Origin of the sequence: Microbulbifer celer (genome assembly GCF_020991125.1) — a bacterium.
Classification (GTDB): Bacteria; Pseudomonadota; Gammaproteobacteria; order Pseudomonadales; family Cellvibrionaceae; genus Microbulbifer; species Microbulbifer celer.
Window position 1 is genome coordinate 2040091 of sequence record NZ_CP087715.1, and the last position, 23639, is coordinate 2063729.

Consider the following 23639-nt stretch of genomic DNA (forward strand, 5'->3'; position numbering starts at 1 on the left):
GGTCTCTCCGTAGAGAAAAATTCCACATTCCGACACAAAGAAACGCCAACCGGTTCCGCAATTGGCACTAAAGTGACATTTGATACTTAAAAGCCGTTGACATAAGAATGGCGTTTCGTTATTCATGTGATGTTTATCACATTAAAAGCCTGATAGCGAAAACAACAGCAAGGCAACCAAACAATGAAACCCTCAAATACCGTTACAACCGTCACATTCAAACGCCAATACTTCTCTATTACCGCCATCATTAAATCCATTTTCATGGCGGGCCTATTGGCTATCTCCGGGCTTGCTCAGGCCAACACCCATCCGTCTTATCTCACTGACAGTTACTGCGACAGCCTCGTAGAGCAGTTTATCGGCCCAGGCATGCGCAGTCTGGGTAAATACGTCAATGAAGACTTCAACCCGGTATACACCGGCAATATTCGCAACACCATCAACTATCTCGATCAGCGTGCGGAGTGGCTGGCGGAATGCAATGGCTATCTGAAAGATACCAGCGATACCTATGTGTTCTACACCGAGAAAAGCACCGAAGAGATTTTCACTGCAATCAAAGCACTTCGCAAAGAACTGCAATTGGTCCGCGAAGGTGTGGAGTTTCCGGATGAAACCGGTGCTGACAATCCCAAGCCCTTTATCAAAAACCGTTTTGATACACTGGCGCAGCTGGTGGACCAGCACCACACACGCATGCTGATGAAAAAGCAGTTCCTGTAACGTCTGAACCAATCGATGCATACCGGTGGCATGCCGCCACCGGTTTTACTGCGCTTGCCCTGAATTCAACTGATCAGTGCAACTTGCTCGCCACCGCTAGTCCCACTCAGTCCTGCTTTTTGCTGTCCGCCTCTTCAGCCGCACTCGGCACCTCAACAGACTCTGCATATGCGCGTTGTGGCGCGACCGAACTCGCGCCACCTCCGCCCAGCATGCGCTCTTTCAGGCTTGCAGCAATCCGCCTGGTCAACGCGCCGAGACGCGGCCGTTGCTTCTCGGAAAACGGGATCGGACGGCAGCTGTTGATGGTCGCCAGACCAATTCTCGCCATAAACAGGCTCGCCCCCATCCCCTGTCCCAGCCGCGCAGAAACCGTTTTTAGCATGCTGTCGCCGACCAGCTCCGGCCACAGCTCACTGACGGCGTACTCACTGGCACCGCTGTAGGCAACCAGGTTCAGAATCTTTTTGAACAGGCGCCAGCGCACGACGACCGAGGGTCGCACACCATAGATCTGGGCGACATCATCAATCATGCGCATCGACTGACGCAGTGCCACCAGAATATCCAGCGTCGCAAACGGGCTTAGCCCCACCAGAGCGCCGGTGGTCGTGGAATGGCGCACAATCCGGCGCAAGGCTTCCTGATCCAGCGCTTCAAAAAAGTTCAGCTCCAGGTGCTGAAGTAATTCACTGTTGTCGTAGTAATCAGGGGTTTCATCCAATACCCGCGCCAACAGTGCGCCTTGGGGTTTGCCGGCAAACAGTGCCTGCAGCTGCGTATTGAGCGGCTCAACCGCATCGGTAGCGCGGCTATCCCGCACCTGCGCCGCGAGGTCCTGGGTTTTCTGCAGCTTCTTCAGCGGTTTACCGGCCCGGAAGTACTCCCAGACCGCACTTGCCACGGTGAGTACCAGCGCCCCGATCATAAGGCCCGCCAGTAGCCCCAGACTCCAATGCATGTCCGAAGCCCACAGGAAAAACTGACGCAACTCCCAGAATACAGCGCCGAACGCCAAAGCCAACGCCGCCAGTAACGCTGGCTTCCACATGCGCAGGCGGAAAGTGGGTAACCGCAGCTCGGAAAAAGCGATTTTATCGGGCAGGGATTCGCCCGTGGTAATGGATCGAGGTAATTGTTCGGCTTCTTCCGCCAGTGTTTCCACCCGCGTTGAGGCCCGCTCTGCGCCGCGAAATGCATCGCTCTCTGGCGAGTCCAGGTTTTCAATCCGGGTCCGGCGCCGGGGACGGGAATCCGGTTGGCGGCTGTCTTCTTTTGTCACACCTTGTCTCCCAACAACAGGTTCAACAGGGCATCCATCCGGATATGGGGCAAATACCCTTCGCGGCCAATCCCCACCGGCGGACGCAACTGCGGTGGCAACCCACCCGCGTAATGGCCCCACTCCCCTTCTTCCTGCGGCAAATGCGCGAAGATTTCTGCATTCTCAAAGCCGACATAGCGGCCATTCATGTCGTGCCCTACGAGGATACGACGGCCGTCCCGGGCACTCTCATTGGAACAACGCACCGCGGCAATAGCCTCACAATAAAGGGGTAAGCCCCGGCGTCGCGCTCCGGTAAAAGACTGCTGCAACTGCTGACCGAGAAGCTGCCGCAAGGCATCGTGGTCCGCCGCCAGCACCTGATCTACTTTCGTGGCGGCAAACACCAACCGATCCACTCTGGGGCGCCACAATTTCCGCAGAAGGCCGTTGCTGCCATAACGGAAAGTATCCGCGATATGGCCAAACGCCCGCCGCATGTCGTCCAGCGCCGCCTCACCGGCATAGAGTGTCCCGATCAGGTCTACCAACACCAGCTGTCGATCCAGATGGCGGAAATGGCTCTCCACAAACGGGGCCACCACCGATTCCACGTAGTCGCGATAACGGGCTTCCAGTACCCGATATACGCTGTCTTCCGGCAACGCACCCAGCTCCGCTGCGGTACGGTGACCGACACCCGGCAGCGGCATTACGCCATATTCTTCCGCATCCAGAAGCGCTCGCCCCGGTTGCAGATAGCTGAGTTTGTGCACGCTGCGACAGTCCCGCAGGAACTGGCGGTAATCCTGCCAGAGGCCGTCGAGCTCGCGAGTGTCGGCGGTGTCTTCCGGGGTCAGTGCCTGCAGTCGCCGCAACAGCTCCGGCGCTATCTCCGCACGCGGGCTGCTGGCCAGCAAGCTGCCCTGTTGCCGACACCATTCCGTAAAGGACATATGCAGCAGCGGCAGATCCATCAGCCACTCGCCGGGGTAATCGCGAAACTCGAGCACCAGGGTTTGGTGGTAGTCCCGTCCCAGGCGCCGCCCCTGCAGGTGCACATGCAGCTCCAGCGCGGACAAGTCGCGGGTGGATTCCGGCCAGCGCGGCGGATGGGCGGTGAGCGCCTGCAGGCACTTTTCATATTCAAACAGGGGCAGGCCGGTATCCAGCGCCGGATGGAGCTCCGCTCCCAGCAGCCGGCCGTTCAGGGCCGGGGCGAAGCCCGGTAACTGCGCGCGATCCGGGTGGCTGAGCTGATAGATCAGGCTGCTGATCAAAGTCGATTTGCCGGCCCCACTGAGGCCGGTGATACCGATACAGATCCGCTTATCCAGCAGGCGCTCCGCCGCCCAGTGGGACTTGTCCGCGGCCTCGCGGCGCAACGCTCGCCAGCGGCGCTTCAGCCCTCGTAGCCGACTGCCGGCACGATCACTCATAGCCCCCCCAAAAAGCGCAAGCATTCGCGAACATAAAATTCCTGACTGTGCTCAAGCTATCTCCCTTGATAAACCCAATGGATGACCCGTTCAACCCCACAAGTCTAGCCGGGATCAGTGGTCACAAAAAAGCGCGGAAAAGACCGCGCTTTGAACCTTGCTTCCGAGCCTTGAATGCCCCGCTTTGCCATGATTCCGGAGTGCGTCAGCACATCACTCCACCAGTGCAACATCCCCGGATCCCATTACCGAGAAAGACTGGTTGACCGGACGGCGCAGCACGATGTCGCCGGACCCCATGATCCGTCCACTGGCATTCTTCGCACTGAGGCTGGAGCCAACAAAGTCCCCCGAGCCCATGATGTTCACCGACAGATTAGATACCTTACCGCCCACCTGCATGTCGCCGGAGCCCTTGATGCGCACATCGAGTTGCTCGCCGGCAAATTTATCCAGTCGCAGATCGCCAGAGCCGGTAATCCCCGCGCTACTGCGCACCGCAAGTACGGTGCCAAGGATCAGGTCCCCGGAGCCGGTTACACTGGTATTCAGCGATTCTGCGGCCACTTTTTCCAGGCGAATCAGACCTGAGCCAGTGACGCGCAGCTCCAGCGCTTCACTCTCCAGCATTGCACTGCGCGCATCACCGGAACCGGTAACCTCAAGTGAATGAATAGTCGGAAGCGTGACCTGGAAATCGAGCTCCGGTTCGCTGCTGACCGTTATCACACCAAACAGCGATTTGCTGTCCATATCCACAGACAGCTCCAGCGTATCCCCACGTACCTCCGCCTTGGCGTATTGCAACGCATCCCGTTCACCGCGCACGACAACGGCAAAATGATCCCCCTGCGCCACCTCAAGATTTGACCCACCTTTCAACTCAATGGCACTGAACCCGTTGAGCGGGAAGGACTTGGAGGCGCTATCGGCAGATGCCGTTGTTGCCAACAGGGCGAATGCAAGGGCAAAAAGGGCAGTGAAAACAGTAGGTGTGGGTCTGGCAAACATGGATATACCTGTAATGATCTTTGCAATATCAGCATCGGCAAATTGCCGCGCTTCTCTGTAGGTCGAACATAGGACGCGGCTGGATCGAGATTTGGATGCAGCCCGGTTGAAAGAACTCCGCTCGGGAGACCGAGCGAGTTCGGGCCGGGCACGTCATCACTCGGACTCTGCGAAGCCCAACTCCACCAGCGCCGCGCGCAACTTGGATGCCTCGGCAGCGAGGTCTTCCGACTCAGCAGGCTGTTGCAGGGCAAAATCCAGATCCGCAATCGCGTTCGCAGGCACCAGGTGGTAGTGCGTATGCGGCACCTCGAGTCCTGCCACCATAATCCCCACCCGCTTGGGCTGATACACCTTCTTCTGGGCCTTGGCCACTTTCTGCGCAACTTCCATCAGGTGCGCATTGATATCCGCCGGCACATCGTCCCAGTGGTCAATTTCCTGTACCGGGATCACCAGGCAATGGCCGGCCTTGATCGGGGCGATGGTCATAATCGCCACGGCCACGTCATCCCGCCAGACAAAGTGCCCCGGCAGGTCGCCACGAATGATCTGGGTAAAAATACTTGCCATTACTTATCTCTCTTCTCTATTCCAGTTCCTGTTGCATATCTCAAGGGATGTTTGCGCCAAGCCGCAGACCTTGCAGTCAGTCCAGTTTATGGGCTGGCGGTATAAATTGCGATAGACATCGGACGCGTTCGAAAATCGGTCGACCGACGGATACCCCGCCGCCGCTAGCGCCTTATTAAACCTTGCGGACACAACCCGTGGAAGACCATGACAAATTTGGTCTCGGGCGTTGGCAGCCTCTGTGCCATCCCGTAATCTTGCCGCCCATATCGCGACAGGGGCCTCCGCGGTTGCGCCGGAACGTATGACCAACCGGTTCAGAGCCCCAAAAAAGCCAGGCACAACAGTGGCTTGAGCCTTCAAGTAACAGAATATTGCGCATTTTATCAGGGGGATTTCATGCAGAGTCTGCTGGAACAGGTCGGAGGGCACTCGCTCATCAACCGCACAGTTGCCGAGTTTTATCAGGTCATCGGTAAACACTTGTCCGACTTCGAAAGTGGTGATCACGAAAGACAGTGCAGCCGTCAGGCGCAGTTCCTGTTGAATGCCCTGTCACACAACTCCGAAGCTCTCCGCTCAGGGCGTGCCAACTTCCTTGCCCGCGGCCTGAACCCGGATCTGTTTGAATCCTTGCTGGAGTACCTCGAAGGTCGCCTGGCGGAACTGGGGTTCTCCCCCGCCTTCAGCGAAGCACTGGTACGCACCGTGAGTGACCTGTATAACGGCAGCGACGAACCCCTGGCAATCGCCTGCTGAACGGCAGTCTCATTGAGTTGCGCGACAAGCCTCCGCAGGCTGACCACCGCCACCTGTCCAGAGTCGATACTGCGCGCCGAATATCGGCGCCCCGCTACTCCCTTCTCTCAGTACTTTCGCTCACGCTGCCGCCCAACCGCCGGGGATCCCATCTGGCTGCGTCGGTTGCGACTGCGGTAACGCATCCATACAATGCGCACTCACACAGCCTTTATCCCCCGTTTGCCTTCCCATTCGTAAGCGGCTAGCGCTACAACTCACTCTCAACACAAGAGACTGCCAATGAAAATTGCAAACCAATCCGTAGTGGAGATCAACTACACCCTGAAAGACGCCGAAGGCACCGTGATCGACACTTCGGAGGGCCGCGAGCCCCTGAAATACCTTCAGGGCGCAGCCAACATCATTCCTGGCCTGGAACAGGAAATGCTGGACAAAAGCGCGGGCGACAAATTCACCGTGGTGATCTCCCCGGAAGAAGGCTACGGCCCGCAGAACCCGGAACTGATCCAGACCCTGCCCAGCAGCGCATTCGGCGGTGTAGAGAAATTGGAAGTCGGCATGGCATTCCGCGCCCAGAGCACTGATGGCCAGCCCATCGAAGTCGAAGTCATCGACATCGACGGTGACCAGGTGACCATCAACGGCAACCACCCGCTGGCGGGCGTTGAGCTGCACTTCGACATCGAAGTCCTCGCCGTGCGCGAAGCGACTCCGGAAGAAATCGATCACGGCCACGTGCACTGATCGATTTCCGCGAAGCGTCTGCCCTGCTGGCAGCGCTTCGCATACCTCTCCCCGAGCAACCCCGCTCCATTAAATCAACCCCTGATTGATCACGAAGTTTCCGGACTCCCCATGACCCTGAGCGATTCCTACCTGCAACGTTTTGGCGGTATCGGCCGTTTGTATGGCACCGCGGCGCTGGAAAAACTCTGCCAGGCACACATGGTAGTGATCGGAATCGGTGGCGTCGGCAGTTGGACTGCAGAAGCGCTGGCGCGCACCGGTGTCGGCAAGCTGACCCTGATCGATCTCGACGACGTCTGCATCACCAACACCAATCGCCAACTGCACGCCTTGGACGACACCATAGGCACGATCAAGGTGGACGTCATGGCGGCGCGGTTGAAGCAGATTAATCCGGAAATCCGGGTGGACACGGTAGAAGACTTTATCGCCAGCGATAACTTCGGCGAACTGCTGGATCCCGATCAGCAGCCGATCGATATCGTTGTCGATGCCATTGACAACGCGCGGGTAAAAGCGGCACTGATCGCTTATTGTAAAGCGCGGAAGATCCGACTGATCACCGTGGGCTCCGCCGGTGGCAAACAGAATCCGGGCACCATCACCAGTGCCGATCTCGGTCGCACGGTTAACGATCCGATGCTGGCCAAGGTACGCCAGCACTTGTACCGCTTTCACAACTTCCAGAAATCCCGCAAACGTCAGTTCGGCGTGGACGCCATTTATTCCACCGAGCCCATGGTTTACCCGCAGCCAGACGGTGCGGTCTGCCAACAGAAAAGCACCATGCAGAATGGGGTAAAACTGGATTGTAGCGGCGGCTTTGGTGCTGCCACCATGGTCACCGGGAGCTTTGGGTTTGCCGCGGCCGCGAAGGCAGTCGAGCGCCTGTTAAAATAGTGCCCGAAGATAAAAACCAACGGAAACAACCAACGAAAACAGCTAACGCAGAAATTCGAGCGCGCGGGCAAGCAATGCATTGAACCCGTTACTGCGAGAAACGCTCAGCTGTTGCTCCATGCCCAGATCGATAAATGTCTGTCGAATCCGTTCTGCACTGATCTCATCACTCCTGCGGCCATTCATCTGACACAACAGCAATGCCCCCAACCCCTTTACGATCCGGCTGTCACTGTCGATGGCAAAATAGTGTCGTCCGCCCTGTTCGCGATGGGCCAGCCAGGCACTGGACTCACAGCCACGCACAAGCAATGCCTCCGTCCGAATCTGCGGTTTGGGTCCGATGGACTTGCTCCATTTCATAAGAGTGCGATAGCGGTCCTGCCAGTTATTGTTCTGCGACAACTGGGCGATATCGAGATGGGAAAGATCGTCTTCCGGCCAGTCCACGGAGGGCTCAGATACTACGGTTTCATCCAAACGGTCCAGCTGCTGAACAAACTCCCGCACTGCCGCTACAAATTGGGCCACATCGTCTTCGGTGTTATACCCGGCCAGTGACGCGCGCAGGGTGGCCGTGTGGCCAGCGGCACGCGCCAACGGCTGTGCGCAATGGTGGCCAACCCGCACCGCGATATCTTTGCCGTCCAGCCACTGCATCAGATCCACCGGCGCACACCGGTCACTGACCAGAGAAACAATACCCAGATTGTTCTCCGGTCGACTCAACAGGGAGATCTCGGGGATATCCCCAAGGTTTTTGTGGATTAGAGACAACAGGTGTTGCTCGTGCGCCGCTATGGCGGTGCGATCCTGTCCATTGAGAAAATCGATCGCGGCCCCGAGACCGGCGATTGCCGCCAGGGACGATGTACCGGGCTCAAACTTGTGTGGCAGCGCCGCGTAGTGACTGCTGTGAAGATCTACATCGGCAATCATCTCACCGCCGCCCTGCCAGGGTGGTAAAGTGTCCAGTAAATCCGCCCGCCCGTAGAGCAGGCCGATGCCGGAAGGCCCGTAAAACTTGTGTGCCGAGCACACCAGAAAATCACAACCAATTGTCTTTACATCCACCGCACTGTGGGCGGCCAATTGCGCCGCATCGACGATCCAGGCCAGCTCCCTATCAGCCAGGAGTTTACGCATCTGTTGCAGGTCGGTCCTGAAGCCGAGCGCATTGGAACCCGCCGTCATAGATACAATGCGGGTACGCGATGAAAGCACCTCCGGTAGACGTTCAAATTGCGGTACACCCGCAATTTCGGGGACATAACGGATCACCAGCCCCAGGCGTTCGGCCACCATCTGCCACGGCACCAGGTTGGCGTGATGCTCGGCGGTGGTGAGCACAATCTCATCACCGGCCTGCAAGTCCGCACTGAGACTGTGGGCGAGCAGATTCAAGCCCTCGGTAGCGCCGCGGGTAAAAATGATTTCCCGCGTGCTCGCCGCGCCGAGAAAATCCGCAGCCTGACCCCGCACCCGCTCCACCATCTCCGTCGCCCTGCGCGCGAGACGGTGGCTGGATCGATGGGTATTGGCATTACTGTGCAGGTAGAAGTCGCGGATCGCATCGATGACCACCAGCGGCTTCTGCGTAGTGGCCGCGTTATCCAGGTAGACCAGCTGCCGATTTTCCGATTGTGAAAACAGCGGAAACTGGCTTTTAAAATGATCAGCGTCAAACACCGGCGAAGTACTCATACGGATAAGTTCAAAGGTCGAATAACTGGCGGGTATTGCTGGCCGTGGTCTGAGTGACATCTTCAACGGTGGTGCCGCGAAGTTCCGCCAGGGTCAGCGCAATATTAGGCAAGTATTCCGGGCTGTTGCGTTCACCCTGTCGCCCCGCGTGGGGCATGTCTGGCGCATCCGACTCCAGTATCAGGGACTCGGCGGGTACCGCAGCGACAGTACGGCGGGTCTTGGCTGCACGCGGATAAGTGATGGTACCGCCGATACCGAGATAGAAACCCAGATTCCAGTATTCCCGGGCAATTTCCTCGCTGCCGGCAAACGCGTGAATCACACCACCACACCTTGGGCGAAATTGCTTTAACGCTCGCAAGACTTCACTGTGTGCCTTCACCCCGTGCACGATAAGCGGCAGCTCCAGATCACAGGCCGCCGCGAGTTGCGGGCGAAATACCGCCAGTTGCCGATCCATCGGTGTTTTGATCAACGCATCCAGCCCACACTCACCAACCGCGACGCAGCGGCTTCCACTGCGCATTTCTGCGTCGACCCGCTCGATCACCGCCTGTTGCAGCTGTGTCGGCGCAATGGCCAGATCTTTCACCCACCAGGGATGCACCCCCACGGCGCCGTACCAGTCGGGATTGTTGCGCACCAGCGCGAATAACGTACGCCACTGGCGGATACTGACGCCGGGAATGATCACACTGGAGACACCCGCTGCACGGCTGCGCTGCCATACCGCATCGCGATCGGCAGCGAAGGCGTCAAAGTCCAGGTGGCAGTGGCTATCGATCAAACCGTCATCGATCATCTGGCAACCGTGCAACTGACCATTGCTCGCCGACACTTGTGTTTCCCCGAAAAACGTCGCATCTTATCACGCCTTCCCTATCTGATTTCCCAACTTCCGACCGCCCCAGACGTAGAGCAGTAGACCGCACACTGCAGGTGGCTGGAAACCCTGTGGTCTGTCAGGCCTTCCCCTGCACCGCGTCCAGTTCGACACGAAAGTTTTTAACCATCTGCTTCAGAAACAGTCGCGGAGCCAGCTTGTAAAGGTAGGCACCGAACAGGCTCTTATCCCGTGGAAACAGGCGCTCTTCACCGGATAGCCAGGCCTGCACGATGCGATTTGCCATCCAGTCTGCAGTGCGTATCTCACCCACGGTACTCTGTTTGTGCTGAGCCCTGCCGCCATCACCGGACAGCGCGTTTTTGTCGATATTGGTGGCAACGAAACTCGGGTACACCATCAGTACCCGAACCCCCTCATCCCGCACTTCTTCGCGAAAGGTTTCAAAATACTGATGCAGTGCGCTTTTGGCAGCGCAATATCCGGCACGCCCCAGCACCGGCATCCAGCCGGCCATGGAGCTGATATTGATCACACAGCCTCCGGCGGCGCGCAGTTGTGAATACAACCCCTGCGCCAATTCCACCGGCGCGTGGTAGTCCACCGCCATCACCCGACGAATTACCGCATTGCTGGTCTGGGTGGAAAGACTGCGGTGGGTGATACCGGCGTTATTGATCAGCAAGTCTACTTGCTTGTACGTTTCGCGCAGATGCTCACACAGATCGGATACGGCCTGCTCATCGGAAAGGTCGGCGACAAAAGCGTCCGCCTCCACCTCCCGCTCCCGCAGGGATTCCGCCCGCTGGCACAACGCGGCTCCATCCAGGTCAATCAGCGCAAAACGCGCCCGATGGGCCGGCAATGCAGCCACTAGCGCTTCCACCATTGCCCACCCGAGGCCGCCGGCGGCGCCGGTGACCACGTATACCCGCTCGCAATTGGCAGCAGAAGCCGATGGCAGGTTCATGCGGGCTGACCTCCCTGGATCACATCACAAGGGGTCTGAATAGTGATACCCAACGCCTCCCTGGCAAAGTAAGCGAACGCCTCTGCAGACGTTTTGCGCGGCACGTAGCCCAGCTCGTTCTTCAGGCGGTTATTCAACAGCACCGGGCGGTACTGAAGAAATTTGACCTGCGCAGGCTGAAAGTCTGCGATACGCAGCAAGTAACGCACACCGATAATCGCTTTCAGCAGCCACACCGGCGGCCTGCGAAGCGGCTTGCCCAGCACACGCGCGATCTCCGACGGCGTGAGTGCGCCGTCACCGGCAAGGTTGTAAATACCGCTGGCGTCACGCACCACGCCGTACTCAATAGCGCCGATGACATCCTGATCCCAGATAAAGACAAACGGTGAGTTATAACCCCCGGGGTCGAGAATACTGCCGCCGGAAAACAGCTCACTGATCTTGCTGTTGGTGGTCGCACCGATAATCGAACAGGGACGGAATATCAGCTGCTTGAGCTGCGGGTGGGCCGCGCGGTAATCCGCCAGCATTTCTTCTACCTGTCGCTTGTGATCGGAATAAGCAAACTCGGGGTTGCCCCGCAGTGGATGGCGCTCCTCCAGCCAGTCGGGGTTATCCGGATGGTATCCGTAGGCGGCACCACTGCTGGTGAGGGTGATATGCTCGACGCCATTTTTGACACAGGCCTCCAGTACATTGCGGGTGCCGAGCACGTCGATCTGGTATTCGCGCCGTCGATCTCTTCCGGGCGTAACTACGGAGGCCAGGTGCACTACATGGGTGATTCCCTCAACCCGCATCAGCTCTGCCAGTGCAGGATCACAGATATCCATCTGGAAAATCTTGAAACCCGCATCGCGAGCGACGATATCCACGCCCACCACTGGCATCTTTGCTGCCAGCAACTCCCCCAACTGACCGCCGACATAGCCGGCAGCGCCGGTAATCAGCACTTTCTTTTCACGCATCACTATTGCTCTGGTTATTTTCGATCTAGCTGTTTATTCGCCTACCCCGCCCCGACAGACTGTTCAGCCCACTTCTGAAACTGGTGCCACCGACGTACCGGCAAGCCTTTTGTTGCTGTAGTTCCAGTATCCCGCGAGGCTCAACCCTGAAACCAGATGCCAGACACCCCAAAACCCGGCGATCACCAGCATCTCTCCGGCCTGCGGATAGAAGATAAACAGGATCGCCAGCGCCAACCCGGAATTCTGAATCCCGACTTCCATGGTGACCGCGCGGCGCTCCGCCTGCGGCAGGCGTGCCACCCGAGCGCTGATATCCCCGATCAGGAACGCCAATGCGTTGTGGGCAATCACCAGTATCAGCACCGAGCCGGCCACCTGCAGCGCGGTCTGCCAGTGCTTGCTGAAAGACACCACCACAAACAGCAGGAACACCAGCAGCGACGCGGTGCGAAAGTAGCCTTCGCTGTCCCGGGCAAATTTCGGGAACCGCGCTCCCACCAGCATCCCCAGCAACATGGGCAATGCCAACACCATGACCACGATCAGCACCATGCTCTCCACCGGCAGGGCAATAGCCTGGAGTACTTCTCGGGTATGCGGGTTGAGGGAGCCGTAAAGGGCAAAATTGAACGGCGTCATGACCACGGCAGCCAGACTGGATACCGCCGTCATGCTGACCGAGGTCACCACGCTGGCGCGCCCGATCCAGGTCATCACGTTGGAGAAGGTCCCCCCCGGGCAACAGGCCACCAGGATCATCCCCAGAGCCAGCCCCGGGCTGATATCCAGCGCCCAGGTGGCAAAGCAGGTGATCGCCGGCAGCACCAGAAACTGGGCCACCAGCCCTGTCACCGGCGCCACCGGTCGCCGCAGCACATGGACAAAATCCCGCCTGTTCAGCCCCAGCGAGACCCCGAACATCATAAATGCGAGCACCGCGTTCAGGGCCAGCAAGGCCGTCGGAGACATCTGGAACTGCTCGATGGAAGCCGCCGCGGCGGTATTCAGGTTCTGCATGATGCTGCTAGTAGTACTCAACGGACTTGTGCTCAACGTGAAAGCCGCGCCGCATTGGCGGAAAACTGTACAGTATCCGTGGCGCGCCGATCTTTCAACAGCGCCGTGGTGTGCGTGGCCATCGCCTTCAGGTAGGTATCCTTGTGCACGTAGTAGGCCATGCGCTCCAGTTCCAGGTAACGCATGCCCCCATCGGCGCGGGCACCGGCCTGGGCGCGCTTGGTCGCCTGCAGCGTTCTGGCGGAATCGGCACCCGCGGCCAGCTGCTGGATATACAGTGCGACCATCTCTGCCTGCTTGTTGCGCCCTTCCCAACCGAGGCCAGCCGCCTCCACCATGCCCATCAGGAACAGGTTGTCGTATTCCGGGTGGAACACGTTCAGGTAGAGTCGCGGCGCATAACCCGACCAGTTCAGGTGCTCCCGGTCGAGGAACGGATAGTGCAACTTGTAGCCGGTTGCCATCAGAATCATGTCGTAATCGGCGCTGGTGCCATCGGTAAAGGTGACGGTATTACCGCTGACGCTCGCCAGATCCTTGCGCGGCTGGATATCACCGTGACCGATATGGTGCAGGATCAGGGAATTGATCACCGGATGGGATTCGAACATCTTGTAGTCCGGTTTTGGCAGACCATACTGCTCCGGCGTTCCCAGCATCAGCTTGCTGATGGCGGCACTGATCCGCTGCTGGACAAAACGCGGCAGCTTGATACGCCCACCCAACGCATCGGTGGCCTTGCCGCCGATAAACTTGGGCAGGAAGTAGTAGCCGCGTCGCAAACTGATATCGATACTTTTCGCGCGATGGGCCGCATCCACAGCAATATCCGCGCCGCTGTTGCCACACCCCACCAGTAGCACCCGCTTGCCGTCGAACATGGCGGGATCGCGATACTCCGAGGAATGCAACAATTCACCGGCAAATTCCCCCGGCAACTCCGGCATATTAGGGTGGTGCAGCGTTCCGTTGGCGATCAACAGCCCGCCGAATTCGCGAGTCTGCTCCACACCATCGCGACGCGTGGTAATATGCCACTCATCCCCTGCCCGCTCACAGGACACCACTTCGGTGTTGAATTCATAGTGACGGTAGAGATCGAACTTACTGGCGTAATCGCGAAAGTACTGACGCAATTCGCTGTGGTGAGGGAACAGGGCCACCTCGTCGCCCATGGGGAACTCGGCAAATTCTGTCATCCGCTTGGACGAGATCAGATGGGCGGACTCGTACATGGTACTGGTGGGGCTATTGATGTCCCACAAGCCACCTACATCGCTGTGGATTTCAAAACCCACACAGGGAATCCCGTGTTTGGCCAGGTTGCGCACACTGCACAGTCCCATCGGACCGGCGCCAATCACCGCATAGGGTTTCATTATTCTTCTCCCAAAACCGCACTGTTGATTCCAATATATACGTGACAATCTCAGTGACTGTCGTCATAATCGGGCAGCATCTGGTCATTTTAGGACAAAGAAATTGAACCCGAGTGATAATAGAAGCGTCACATTAAGCTATACTCGAGCTGTAGTCGGCGCTCTAGAGCGACTCCAGCTGAAACTCCCTACGCGGGCAGAGGCTATTCTGACCTCCATTAACGAGGGCGAGCGCGTACCGATGCAGCTGCAGGAAGAGCTGTGGCTGGCGGTGGAAACCGCCTACCCGGATCCCCTGCTCGGGGTTCGCCTCGGCCAGGCCATGCAGGGCAGCCAGATGGGACTGGTGGGGTATCTGCTGATGACGCAGAAAAATCTCGGCACCGCCCTGGAACAGCTACTCATCTATCATCCTTTGCTGGGCGAAGGCGGCCAGTTTGAAATGCGCCAGAGCAGCTTCTATGTAGAACTGTGCTACATCCCAAATTACATGCGCTGCGCGCGCCTGCGCGTGGAAACGGTGTTGTCGATCTGTCTTGCTCAGGCTCGAGCTATGACCGGGCGCCACTTCCAGCCCCAGTGCGTGCAGTTTGCCTACCCGACCCCGAGCCTTGCGGTACAGCAGCAATATCAGCAGCTCTTGCAGGCGCCCGTGCAATTCAATACAGATGTCTCCTCCATCCGCCTGCGCCCGCAGGACCTCGAGATACCTCTGGTCGCAGCGGACCGCCAGGTAATGGCGCGCCTGAAGCCGGAAGCCGATGCCCTGCTCAAAGCCCTGACCAGCAAAAGCCTGCAATTGCGCGTGACTCACCTGCTACAGCAGGAACCGCAACTCACCCGCGAACAGGTGGCCGAGCGCCTGTGTATCAGCCCGCGCCACCTGGGGCGCAAACTGCTTGAGGAAGAAGCCAGCTTCCGCAGCATTCAGGACGAGGTGCGCAGCCACTACGCCTGTCAGTGGTTGCGGGAAGGCGAGAAAACCAACGTCGATATCGCCGCAGCCCTGGGCTACTGCGATGAAAGTGCCTTCGGCAAGGCATTTCGTCGCTGGACCGGGATGTCACCCAAAGCCTACAAAACGGCCAACCACAACTGACCCCAGCAGGCTGCTAATCTCTGGAAAATGACAGTTGTTTTCTGGAAAACCCATGGACCCAATCAAGCTGGGGCGCAAGTCAACCTCGGAGCGCGCAGTGTTGCTGCCGCAGATGCTGAGCCGTCACGGGTTGATCTGCGGCGCAACCGGCACCGGCAAGACCGTCACCCTGCGCTACATCACCGAGCAACTCAATCAGCAAGGCGTCGCCACACTGGTCACCGACCTGAAAGGCGACCTGAGCGGGCTCGGCGCAGCCGGCGGCAATAACCCCAAGGTCGACGAAAGAGTACAATCCTTCGGCCTGGATCAACACTACTATCACGCCTGCCCGATCACGCTGTGGGGAAACGGCGGTCTGCCCATGCGCACCACCCCTACCGAACTGGGGCCAGACTTGCTGGGACGCATGCTCGGGCTAAACGACAACCAGCAGGGTTTACTGCAACTCCTGTTCCGCGTTGCCGATCAGCAGGGTCTCCTGCTACTGGATTGGAAAGATATACAGGCGCTGATCACCGAGGTAGACAACAACCGAAAAGCGCTGCAGGAAGCATACGGCAATATTTCCAGTGCCAGCCTGGGCGCCATCAAGCGCAAATATCTGGCACTGGAACAGGTCGGCGCTTCGACATTTTTCGGTGAGCCGGCACTGGAGATTCAGGACCTGATCGAGGGCGGACGGGTACACCTGCTGGACGCGAGCAAAATGCAGCCGGCGATTTACGGGATTCTCCTATTGTGGTTGCTGGCAGAACTGTATGAGAACCTGCCGGAATCCGGTGACAACGCGTTGCGACTGGTGGTGTTTTTTGACGAAGCCCATCTGCTGTTTGATGACCTGCCCAAACACCTTCGAGGCCAGGTAGAGCAAATCGTCAAACTGATCCGCTCTCGCGGCGTGGGCATCTTCTTTGTGACACAAAATCCGCTGGACCTGCCCGAAGATATCCTCGCGCAATTGGGCAACCGGATTCAGCATGCTCTGCGCGCCTATACCCCGAATGAACGGCGCGCGGTAAGAGCGGCAGCCAACAGCTTCCGTGAAAATTCCGACATCGATACCGCAACCGCGATTGGAGAATTGGCCGTAGGCGAGGCACTGGTGTCCTGCCTGAATGATGAAGGGGTACCGCAACCGGTGTCACGTGTACTGATCCACCCGCCAGCGAGCCGTCTCACCCCCCTCAGTGACGATGAGCGCAATGCACTGGCCGCCCTCAGCCCGCTGACCGCCAAATATGCCGACACGCTGGATCGGGAATCCGCCTACGAACAACTCCAGCAACGTCGTGCCGCACAGGCAACGTCGGGTCAGGGCAATGTGCAGCAGACTCCGCAGAAAAACCAGAAAAGAACCACTGCCAGCGGGCTGGAAAAAACTTTTGATCGGATGGCGACGAGTTTTGGACGCCAGGTAGGCAAGGAGCTGATGCGAGGAATACTCGGCGCCCTCAGCGGGCGCCGGAAATAGCTGACCAGAACGAACCGTGATGTTATCGCGCAGCCGTGGCAGCAGTATTGCCGCGCACCTGATTCAGCGCCGCCAGGTCTTCTACCCACACGATATCTGTCGCCACCACATTACGGCCGGTAACCGCCTGCAGTGCAGTGGTGACCTGTGCCAGATCCTGTGCATCGCCCGCTACAGATTCCAGCGGCAGTTTCAACCAGGCCTGGCCATTCTGGTCCTCAACCGGTGTAACCTGATCCAGGTCAACGCTGCCGAGGTGGCGGTCAATGGCGGACGAGCCACCTGCCGGCAGGTAAATGGTACCGTTGGTGAAATCCACTGCGAAGGCAACAATGCCCGGCAACAGACCGAACAGCAGTCCCGCACCATCCAGGATAACCACCACGGGATCCACACGCCCACCAGTCTGCCCCTTGCGCTCCGGGTACAGGAAATAGCCACAGGCAGTCAGGTTAAGGACCAGAGTCAGCAGACAGGTTGCGGCGAGGCCGCGTTTGACGGTTCTGTTCATGGAAAATCTCTCAAAGACGAAGCTAAACGCACAACTAAACGAAAGTTCGGCGAAAAGTGAAATACCTGGCGCCGAAAAGCCCTTAAGAATAACCGAATACACCAAGTTCCCGGAAGTAGTACCGGGTTACAGGTTTGCTCACTTTGTGCGCCAGATCGCAGGCAGCAGACACAAACGTCGCCATTTTCCCTAATGCGGCAAAAGCACTGCAAATACTGACGGGAAATACTGGCAAATACTGGAAGTATCGCGAGCTGAATCTCGACTGACATTTTGACTGAAATGAAGCTGCCAGGATACTCAAATCAATGAGCGCCAATCCCCTCCCCGAAAGCGGCAACGCACCAACACCCTGCCTAAACTTTGATCAGCACCTGCTGAGGAATGTCAGGGAGCAGTAAACAATTTCTGATGCCACGTAAGAGCGTAGCTTCGTCATTACGTGACGGCCAGGGCAGTGAGCAGTCGTCGTTGGTCTAACGCCAGAAATTTCAGGGAGCAGTAGTCTCAGCAGGTGCCGCCAGGGAATGGCGAAGGCGCGGTGTTCTAACGGACACCGCGCCTTTTTATTGTGGCGATACAATTTTATCGAAACGCCCACCTTCAGTATTTTCTGCGCGCATGAATGCCGAGCGCAGACAAATTATCCAACCCGACCTGAACTATCCTCAACGTCGTACCGGAACCTGTATCCTGCGCAGAAAATAACGGAGCAAGACCATGTATATCAGTAGTGCATTTGACAGCGGCAATATCAAAGTCATTGACGCCAACAGTGATCCGATTCAACTCGCGATCAATATCGACAACCAGTCGGACTTCTACCAGTGGTTCCATTTCCGCCTGCAAGGCGACGTGGGTTCCGAATACAACCTGCAGATCACCAATGCCGGAAAAGCGGCCTACCCGAAAGGCTGGGAGAATTACCGGGTGTGTGCGTCCTACGACCGCCACAACTGGTTCCGTATTGATACGGAGTACGATGGCAGCGTATTGAACTTCACCGTCCCCCTGGAGCAACCCTCGATCTATCTCGCCTACTTCGCCCCCTTTTCCTGGGAGCGACACCTGGACCTCATCGCCTGGGTAGAATCCGATGAACGCGTCCAGTCTGAAACCCTGGGCCAGACACTGGACGGGCGCGACATGACTCTGCTCACCATCGGCAACCCGGAGCACGCCAAGCAGACAGTATGGATGATTGCCCGCCAGCACCCCGGGGAAACCATGGCCGAATGGTTTGTGGAAGGCTTCCTGGAAACCCTGCTGGACGAATCCAATCCCGCGTCCCGCAGCCTGCTGACCGATACCGTGTTTTATGTAGTGCCCAATATGAACCCGGATGGCAGTGTCCGCGGCCATCTGCGCACCAATGCCGCCGGCGCCAACCTCAATCGCGAGTGGCAGAACCCAAGCATGGAGCGCAGCCCGGAGGTCTATCTGGTCCGGGAGAAAATGCTCGCTACCGGCGGCGACATATTCCTCGATATCCACGGTGACGAGGCGTTGCCCTACAACTTTGTGGCCGCCTGTGAGGGCATTCCCGGCTACGACGAACATCACGCGAAGCTGGAACAGACATTCAAACAGGCTTTCGTCAAATCCAGTGCCGATTTTCAGGTGGAAAAAGGCTACGAGCTGGACAAACCCGGCGAGGCGAACATGACTGTGGGCACCAATTGGTGCGGCCATCAGTTCCGTACCCTGGCGCTGACCCTGGAGATGCCATTCAAGGACAACGAAAACCTGCCCGACCCGATTGAAGGCTGGTCTCCCAACCGTTGTCGTCAACTGGCACAGGACATGCTGTTCCCGATTCGCGAGACCCTTGCCTTTATCGCGGAAAATAAAAAGTCATAGTGGAGTGCGCCTTTTTAAATACGGTGTCACCGATCAACACCAATAAAAAAGAAGCTCATTTTAAGAAAAACAGGAACGCCCATGGATAAATCGACATCGCGTACCGGACTGCCATTGAAAAGCCTGATTGCCGCAGGGATGACCGTGGCAGTGCTCGGCTGCAGCCAGGAAAACGCGCAGAACAAACCCGCTCCGGAAGGCAGCCAGCCGGCTGCCCAGGCGAAGCGTGACGCCTCGGCAGCCGAAGCAGCCGAATCATCCCCCACCGCCTCCGCTGCTAAAAGCGCACCGCTGAGTGCCGACGACAAAGCGAAAGTCGCGGAGATGGCCAAAGATCTGCACACGCATATCAAGGTGCTGGCCTCCGATGAATACGAAGGCCGCGCCCCGGCGACCAAGGGCGAGGAGCTGACCGTCAACTACCTCGCCAAAGAGTTTGAAGAACTCGGCCTTGAGCCCGGTGCCACCGATGAAGACGGCAACCCCAGCTGGTTCCAACAGGTGCCGGTGGTGGAAATGCAGATAGAGAGCACCCCACTCACCATCCGCGGTAAAGCCGGCGACCAGTCATATGAGAAAGTACTGGAACCGCGCGCGGATATGGTGGCCTTCACCCAGCGCCAGACGGACGAGAGCAGCCTGCAAGACAGCGAGCTGGTCTTCGTCGGCTACGGTATCGTCGCACCAGAAAATGACTGGAACGACTATGCCGGGCTGGACATGAAGGGCAAGACCGCGGTCATCCTGGTGAACGATCCGGGCTACGCCACCAAGGATAAAGACCTGTTCAATGGCAATGCCATGACCTATTACGGCCGCTGGAGCTACAAGTTTGAAGAGGCGGCGCGCCAGGGAGCAGACGGTGCCATCATCATCCATGAAACCGGCGCCGCAGGGTATCCGTGGGAAGTGGTCAGCGGCAGCTGGTCTGGTACGCAGATTGGTCTCGAAGCTGAGGACAAGAATGCCGACCGGATCGCCGTGGAAGCCTGGATGACCGACGACGCCGCAAGCGCGGTCTTTGAAGCGGCCGGCCTGAACCTGCAACAGGAAATGGACGCCGCCAAAGAGCGGGGATTCAAAGCCAAGCCGTTGAACTTTACCGCCAGTGTCGACCTGAAGAACTCCGTGCGCACTTCTAAATCACGCAACGTCGTGGCCAAGATCCCCGGCAGCAAGCATCCAGACGAAGCCGTGATCTATACCGCACACTGGGATCACCTGGGTGTTAACGATCACGCCGAGGGCGAAGACCACATTTTTAACGGCGCCGTGGATAACGCCACTGGCACCGCCGGACTGATCGCCATCGCACGTCAGGCCAAGGCGCAGCCTCAGGCCCCTGAGCGCTCCATGATCTTTGTGGCAGTCACCGCTGAAGAGTCCGGCCTGCTGGGCTCCAAGTACTATGCGGAAAACCCGGTAGTGCCGCTGGAGAAAACCGTCGCCGGTATTAACTTCGACGCCATGGGCGTGCTCGGCCCAATGCGCGATGTAATCGTCGTGGGCTATGGCAATAGCGAGCTGGAAAAAATGCTGGAGAATACCGCGAAGCAACAGGGCCGCTATCTCTCACCGGAGGAGCATCCGGAACGCGGCTACTTCTACCGCTCCGATCATTTCAGCCTGGCCAAGAAAGGCGTACCCATGCTGTACTTTGATTCCGGCACCGACAGTTTTGAGCACGGCCGCCAGTGGGCACAGGAAAAAGGCGAGGCATACACCACCCACGCCTATCACAAGCCTGCCGACGAATACGATCCGGAGTGGAATCTCGAGGGTGCCGCAATGGATCTGCTATTGGGCCTGAACCTCGGACTTGAGCTGGCCAACAGTCGCGACTGGCCGAACTGGTACGAAGGCAATGAGTTCCGCGCTATCCGCGACCAGTCAGCAGATAGCCGTCAATAACGCCTTTCAGTAATACCCGGGTGACAACCGGTGAGATGCATAGTACTTTGCTCTCGCCGGTTTCCACTCCCTCGAACGCACTGCGAAAACAGCCCTGCCCTCTGTCAACCTGCCTTCAATCTACCCTCACAATCTACTCTCACAATCCACTCTCAACCGAATACCATCCTCAACAGACCGTCTCATGGCGCTCCTTTCTCGCCACCAGCCAGTAGGTCACACCCAGCGCCAGAATCACTGCACCGAAGCCGAGAATATAAATCGGCTCCGTATCCTCCAGATCCATCACGATCACTTTCCGCGCTATCGCCATTAACGCCGTCGCCAGCACCAGCTGGATGGGAATGACGTTGGAACCCAGGTACAGGCGGATATTGATGAAGATTTCAATCGCGATCAGCACCAGCATAAAGGCACCAAAAACGTCGAAAAGATCGTTGTAATCCAGCAGGTAAAGGGGCGGTTCAGCGAGATGATTGTAGATGACATAGACCACATCAATCACCGCCCAGAGGATCACCAAGGTCATCAGGATCGCCAACAGGCGTACCGCATTGCGAATAACGGCGTGTAGAACTCGAACCAGGGGATCTTCGTGCTCACCCGGCAGTTCTTCGTGAATCAATCGGTGCCGATGCCCTCTGTCAGTATCGTTCATATTACGCCTCTTTTTGCTCCCTATACTTATAGTGCAATTTGAGGCATTTTTTCACGGGCACAAAAAAGCCCGCGGGTTGCGGGCTTTTTGCAGATATCAGAAAACTGTCGTCAGGCCGTTTCGACCTCGGTTTTCTTCAGCTCCTCATCGCGCAGTTCACGGCGCAGAATCTTGCCGACATTGGTCTTCGGGAGGTCTTCGCGGAACTCGATGTTTTTCGGCACTTTATAGGCAGTCAGGTTTTCGCGACAGAACGCCACAACCTCTTCCGCCGTCAGCGAATCGTCCGCTTTGACCACAAACAACTTCACCGCCTCACCACTTTTCTCGTCTGGAATACCGACGGCAGCAGCTTCGGTGACTTTTTCGTGGGCGCTGACGATGTCCTCAATTTCATTCGGATAAACGTTGAAGCCGGAAACAATGATCATGTCTTTCTTGCGATCGACAATCTTGATGTAACCATCGTCCTGAATGACTGCCATATCACCGGTTTTCAACCAACCTTCGGAGTCAATGGATTCCGCCGTGGCTTCCGGGCGCTCCCAATAGCCTTTCATCACCTGTGGACCGCGGACGCAAAGCTCACCCGGCGAGTTATTGGGCAGGTCGTTCCCATTCTCATCGGTCACTTTGACATCCGTGCCGGGAACAGCCACACCCACGGTACCCAGCTGTACGGCGTCTGCCGGGTTAAAAGACACCACCGGAGACGTCTCGGTCATACCGTAACCTTCGGTAACGGTGCAGCCAGTCATTTTCTCCCAGCGCACCGCAGTGTCGCGGGTAAGGGCCATGCCGCCGGAACAGGTGGTGTGCAGTTTACTGAAATCCAGGTTGGCAAACTCAGGGTTGCGCATCAGGCCGTTGAACAGGGTGTTCAAGCCACAGAAACCGGTAATACGCTTGCCTTTCAGGGTTTTGACAAAGCCCGGGATATCGCGCGGATTCGGAATCAGCAGGGAATGGTTACCGGTCGTGAACAGACACATGCAGTGAATGGTAAAGGCATAGATGTGATAGAGCGGCAGTGGCGCAACATAGTATTCTTCACCTTCTTTCATGGAGTCGCCCAACGCTTCGCGCACCTGCTCCATATTGGCAACCAGATTGCGGTTGGTCAGCATTGCGCCTTTGGCCACACCGGTAGTCCCGCCAGTGTATTGAAGAACAGCTATATCTTCCGGAGAACGCTGCACGTCCTCGTGGGGCTGTTTCGCGCCAGTAGCCATGGCATCGCGGAAATCTACGCGATTGGCAAAGCTGAACTCCGGCACCATCTTCTTGACGTACTTGGCGACACTGTTGATCAGGACGCGCTTCAGCGGTGGGTGCAGATCCGCAATTTCGGAAACAATCACCTGCTCAACACCGGTCTCCGGGATCACAGAGGAAGCAGTATCGGCAATGTTGGCCAATACGACCAGCGCCTTGGCACCCGAATCATTCAACTGGTGCTTGAGTTCACGCCGGGTGTACAGCGGGTTGGTATTAACCACAACCAGCCCCGCACGCAGCGCGCCAAATACCACCACCGGATACTGGAGAACATTGGGAAGCTGAACGGCGATGCGGTCACCGGGTTTCAGATTGGTTTTGTTCTGTAGGTAGGAGGCGAAATTGGCACTCAGACGATCAATATCGCCAAGGGTCAGCGTATGTCCTACACAGGTAAATGCCGGACGGTCGGAAAATTTGGCCGTAGCGGCTTTAAACACATCAAGAATACTGCGATCAATGTCCAACTTGTTTTCTCCCAATGCTGTTGTTTTGATGGTGCCGACCGAGACAGAGCCTGAAACCTCTAACCGGA

The 23639-nt window shown here is 57.5% G+C and carries 21 protein-coding genes; 8 read left to right on the top strand and 13 right to left on the bottom strand.

The genetic code is table 11. From position 1 onward, the window contains the following. Nucleotides 1-183: 183 nt before the first annotated feature. Nucleotides 184-726 (top strand): hypothetical protein, encoded by a 543-nt coding sequence (locus tag LPW13_RS08550; protein ID WP_230439014.1) that lies wholly within the window; start codon nucleotides 184-186, stop codon nucleotides 724-726. Nucleotides 727-832: 106 nt separating this feature from the next. On the opposite strand, the gene LPW13_RS08555 is transcribed toward LPW13_RS08550, so the two are convergent. The 4 genes from LPW13_RS08555 to LPW13_RS08570 form a co-directional block, all read right to left on the bottom strand. Further along, nucleotides 833-2008: a TIGR01620 family protein gene (locus LPW13_RS08555; protein WP_230439015.1), complete on the bottom strand. Its 1176-nt coding sequence runs from the start codon at nucleotides 2006-2008 to the stop codon at nucleotides 833-835. After that, complete coding sequence (locus LPW13_RS08560; protein WP_230439016.1) at nucleotides 2005-3429, bottom strand: YcjX family protein; 1425 nt, start codon at nucleotides 3427-3429, stop codon at nucleotides 2005-2007. Before LPW13_RS08560 ends, LPW13_RS08555 begins: the two co-directional genes overlap by 4 nt. Nucleotides 3430-3642: 213 nt before the next feature. Next, on the bottom strand, nucleotides 3643-4440 hold the full coding sequence (locus LPW13_RS08565) for a GIN domain-containing protein (RefSeq protein WP_230439017.1): 798 nt from the start codon (nucleotides 4438-4440) through the stop codon (nucleotides 3643-3645). A gap of 156 nt (nucleotides 4441-4596) precedes the next feature. After that, nucleotides 4597-5013: an HIT family protein gene (locus LPW13_RS08570; RefSeq protein ID WP_230439018.1), complete on the bottom strand. Its 417-nt coding sequence runs from the start codon at nucleotides 5011-5013 to the stop codon at nucleotides 4597-4599. A gap of 399 nt (nucleotides 5014-5412) precedes the next feature. Here LPW13_RS08570 and LPW13_RS08575 point away from each other — a divergent pair, with 399 nt between their 5' ends. From LPW13_RS08575 to tcdA, 3 genes are all read left to right on the top strand, one after another. Beyond that, the gene (locus tag LPW13_RS08575; protein ID WP_230439019.1) at nucleotides 5413-5772 is read left to right on the top strand and encodes a hypothetical protein; all 360 of its coding nucleotides are present in this window, start codon (nucleotides 5413-5415) and stop codon (nucleotides 5770-5772) included. Between the two features lie 282 nt (nucleotides 5773-6054). Beyond that, nucleotides 6055-6519, top strand: a complete 465-nt coding sequence (locus LPW13_RS08580) for an FKBP-type peptidyl-prolyl cis-trans isomerase (protein ID WP_230439020.1) — start codon at nucleotides 6055-6057, stop codon at nucleotides 6517-6519. A 111-nt stretch (nucleotides 6520-6630) separates the two neighbouring features. After that, nucleotides 6631-7422 carry a tRNA cyclic N6-threonylcarbamoyladenosine(37) synthase TcdA gene (gene tcdA / locus LPW13_RS08585; RefSeq protein ID WP_230439021.1) on the top strand — a complete coding sequence of 264 codons (792 nt, stop codon included), beginning with the start codon at nucleotides 6631-6633 and terminating at the stop codon, nucleotides 7420-7422. 42 nt (nucleotides 7423-7464) lie between these two features. Here the strand turns inward: tcdA and LPW13_RS08590 are convergent, their stop codons facing one another. From LPW13_RS08590 to LPW13_RS08615, 6 genes are all read right to left on the bottom strand, one after another. Further along, nucleotides 7465-9126, bottom strand: a complete 1662-nt coding sequence (locus LPW13_RS08590; protein ID WP_230439022.1) for an aminotransferase class V-fold PLP-dependent enzyme — start codon at nucleotides 9124-9126, stop codon at nucleotides 7465-7467. 10 nt (nucleotides 9127-9136) lie between these two features. After that, a complete protein-coding gene (locus LPW13_RS08595) occupies nucleotides 9137-9967 on the bottom strand; it encodes a TatD family hydrolase (protein ID WP_230439023.1) in 831 nt (276 codons plus the stop codon). Between the two features lie 124 nt (nucleotides 9968-10091). After that, the gene (locus LPW13_RS08600; protein WP_230439024.1) at nucleotides 10092-10943 is read right to left on the bottom strand and encodes an SDR family NAD(P)-dependent oxidoreductase; all 852 of its coding nucleotides are present in this window, start codon (nucleotides 10941-10943) and stop codon (nucleotides 10092-10094) included. Continuing rightward, nucleotides 10940-11914, bottom strand: a complete 975-nt coding sequence (locus LPW13_RS08605; protein ID WP_230439025.1) for an SDR family oxidoreductase — start codon at nucleotides 11912-11914, stop codon at nucleotides 10940-10942. Before LPW13_RS08605 ends, LPW13_RS08600 begins: the two co-directional genes overlap by 4 nt. Before the next feature lie 63 nt (nucleotides 11915-11977). After that, complete coding sequence (locus LPW13_RS08610) at nucleotides 11978-12955, bottom strand: bile acid:sodium symporter family protein (RefSeq protein WP_230439026.1); 978 nt, start codon at nucleotides 12953-12955, stop codon at nucleotides 11978-11980. 11 nt (nucleotides 12956-12966) lie between these two features. Next, the gene (locus tag LPW13_RS08615) at nucleotides 12967-14313 is read right to left on the bottom strand and encodes a flavin-containing monooxygenase (protein WP_230439027.1); all 1347 of its coding nucleotides are present in this window, start codon (nucleotides 14311-14313) and stop codon (nucleotides 12967-12969) included. A 103-nt stretch (nucleotides 14314-14416) separates the two neighbouring features. Here LPW13_RS08615 and LPW13_RS08620 point away from each other — a divergent pair, with 103 nt between their 5' ends. Then, a complete protein-coding gene (locus tag LPW13_RS08620; RefSeq protein WP_230439028.1) occupies nucleotides 14417-15412 on the top strand; it encodes an AraC family transcriptional regulator in 996 nt (331 codons plus the stop codon). A gap of 52 nt (nucleotides 15413-15464) precedes the next feature. Then, nucleotides 15465-16886, top strand: coding sequence for a helicase HerA-like domain-containing protein (locus tag LPW13_RS08625; protein WP_230439029.1), 1422 nt, complete (start codon nucleotides 15465-15467; stop codon nucleotides 16884-16886). A gap of 22 nt (nucleotides 16887-16908) precedes the next feature. On the opposite strand, the gene LPW13_RS08630 is transcribed toward LPW13_RS08625, so the two are convergent. Beyond that, nucleotides 16909-17397 carry a hypothetical protein gene (locus tag LPW13_RS08630; protein ID WP_230439030.1) on the bottom strand — a complete coding sequence of 163 codons (489 nt, stop codon included), beginning with the start codon at nucleotides 17395-17397 and terminating at the stop codon, nucleotides 16909-16911. 720 nt (nucleotides 17398-18117) lie between these two features. Here LPW13_RS08630 and LPW13_RS08635 point away from each other — a divergent pair. Beyond that, on the top strand, nucleotides 18118-19257 hold the full coding sequence (locus LPW13_RS08635; RefSeq protein ID WP_230439031.1) for a M14 family metallopeptidase: 1140 nt from the start codon (nucleotides 18118-18120) through the stop codon (nucleotides 19255-19257). Between the two features lie 81 nt (nucleotides 19258-19338). Continuing rightward, the gene (locus LPW13_RS08640; RefSeq protein WP_230439032.1) at nucleotides 19339-21168 is read left to right on the top strand and encodes a M28 family metallopeptidase; all 1830 of its coding nucleotides are present in this window, start codon (nucleotides 19339-19341) and stop codon (nucleotides 21166-21168) included. Nucleotides 21169-21337: 169 nt separating this feature from the next. Here LPW13_RS08640 and LPW13_RS08645 read toward each other — a convergent pair whose 3' ends face one another. Continuing rightward, entirely contained in the window at nucleotides 21338-21826 is a 489-nt protein-coding gene (locus tag LPW13_RS08645; RefSeq protein WP_230439033.1) for a phosphate-starvation-inducible PsiE family protein, read from the bottom strand. Nucleotides 21827-21936: 110 nt separating this feature from the next. Beyond that, nucleotides 21937-23571, bottom strand: a complete 1635-nt coding sequence (locus LPW13_RS08650) for an AMP-binding protein (protein WP_277611079.1) — start codon at nucleotides 23569-23571, stop codon at nucleotides 21937-21939. Between the last annotated feature and the right edge of the window lie 68 nt (nucleotides 23572-23639).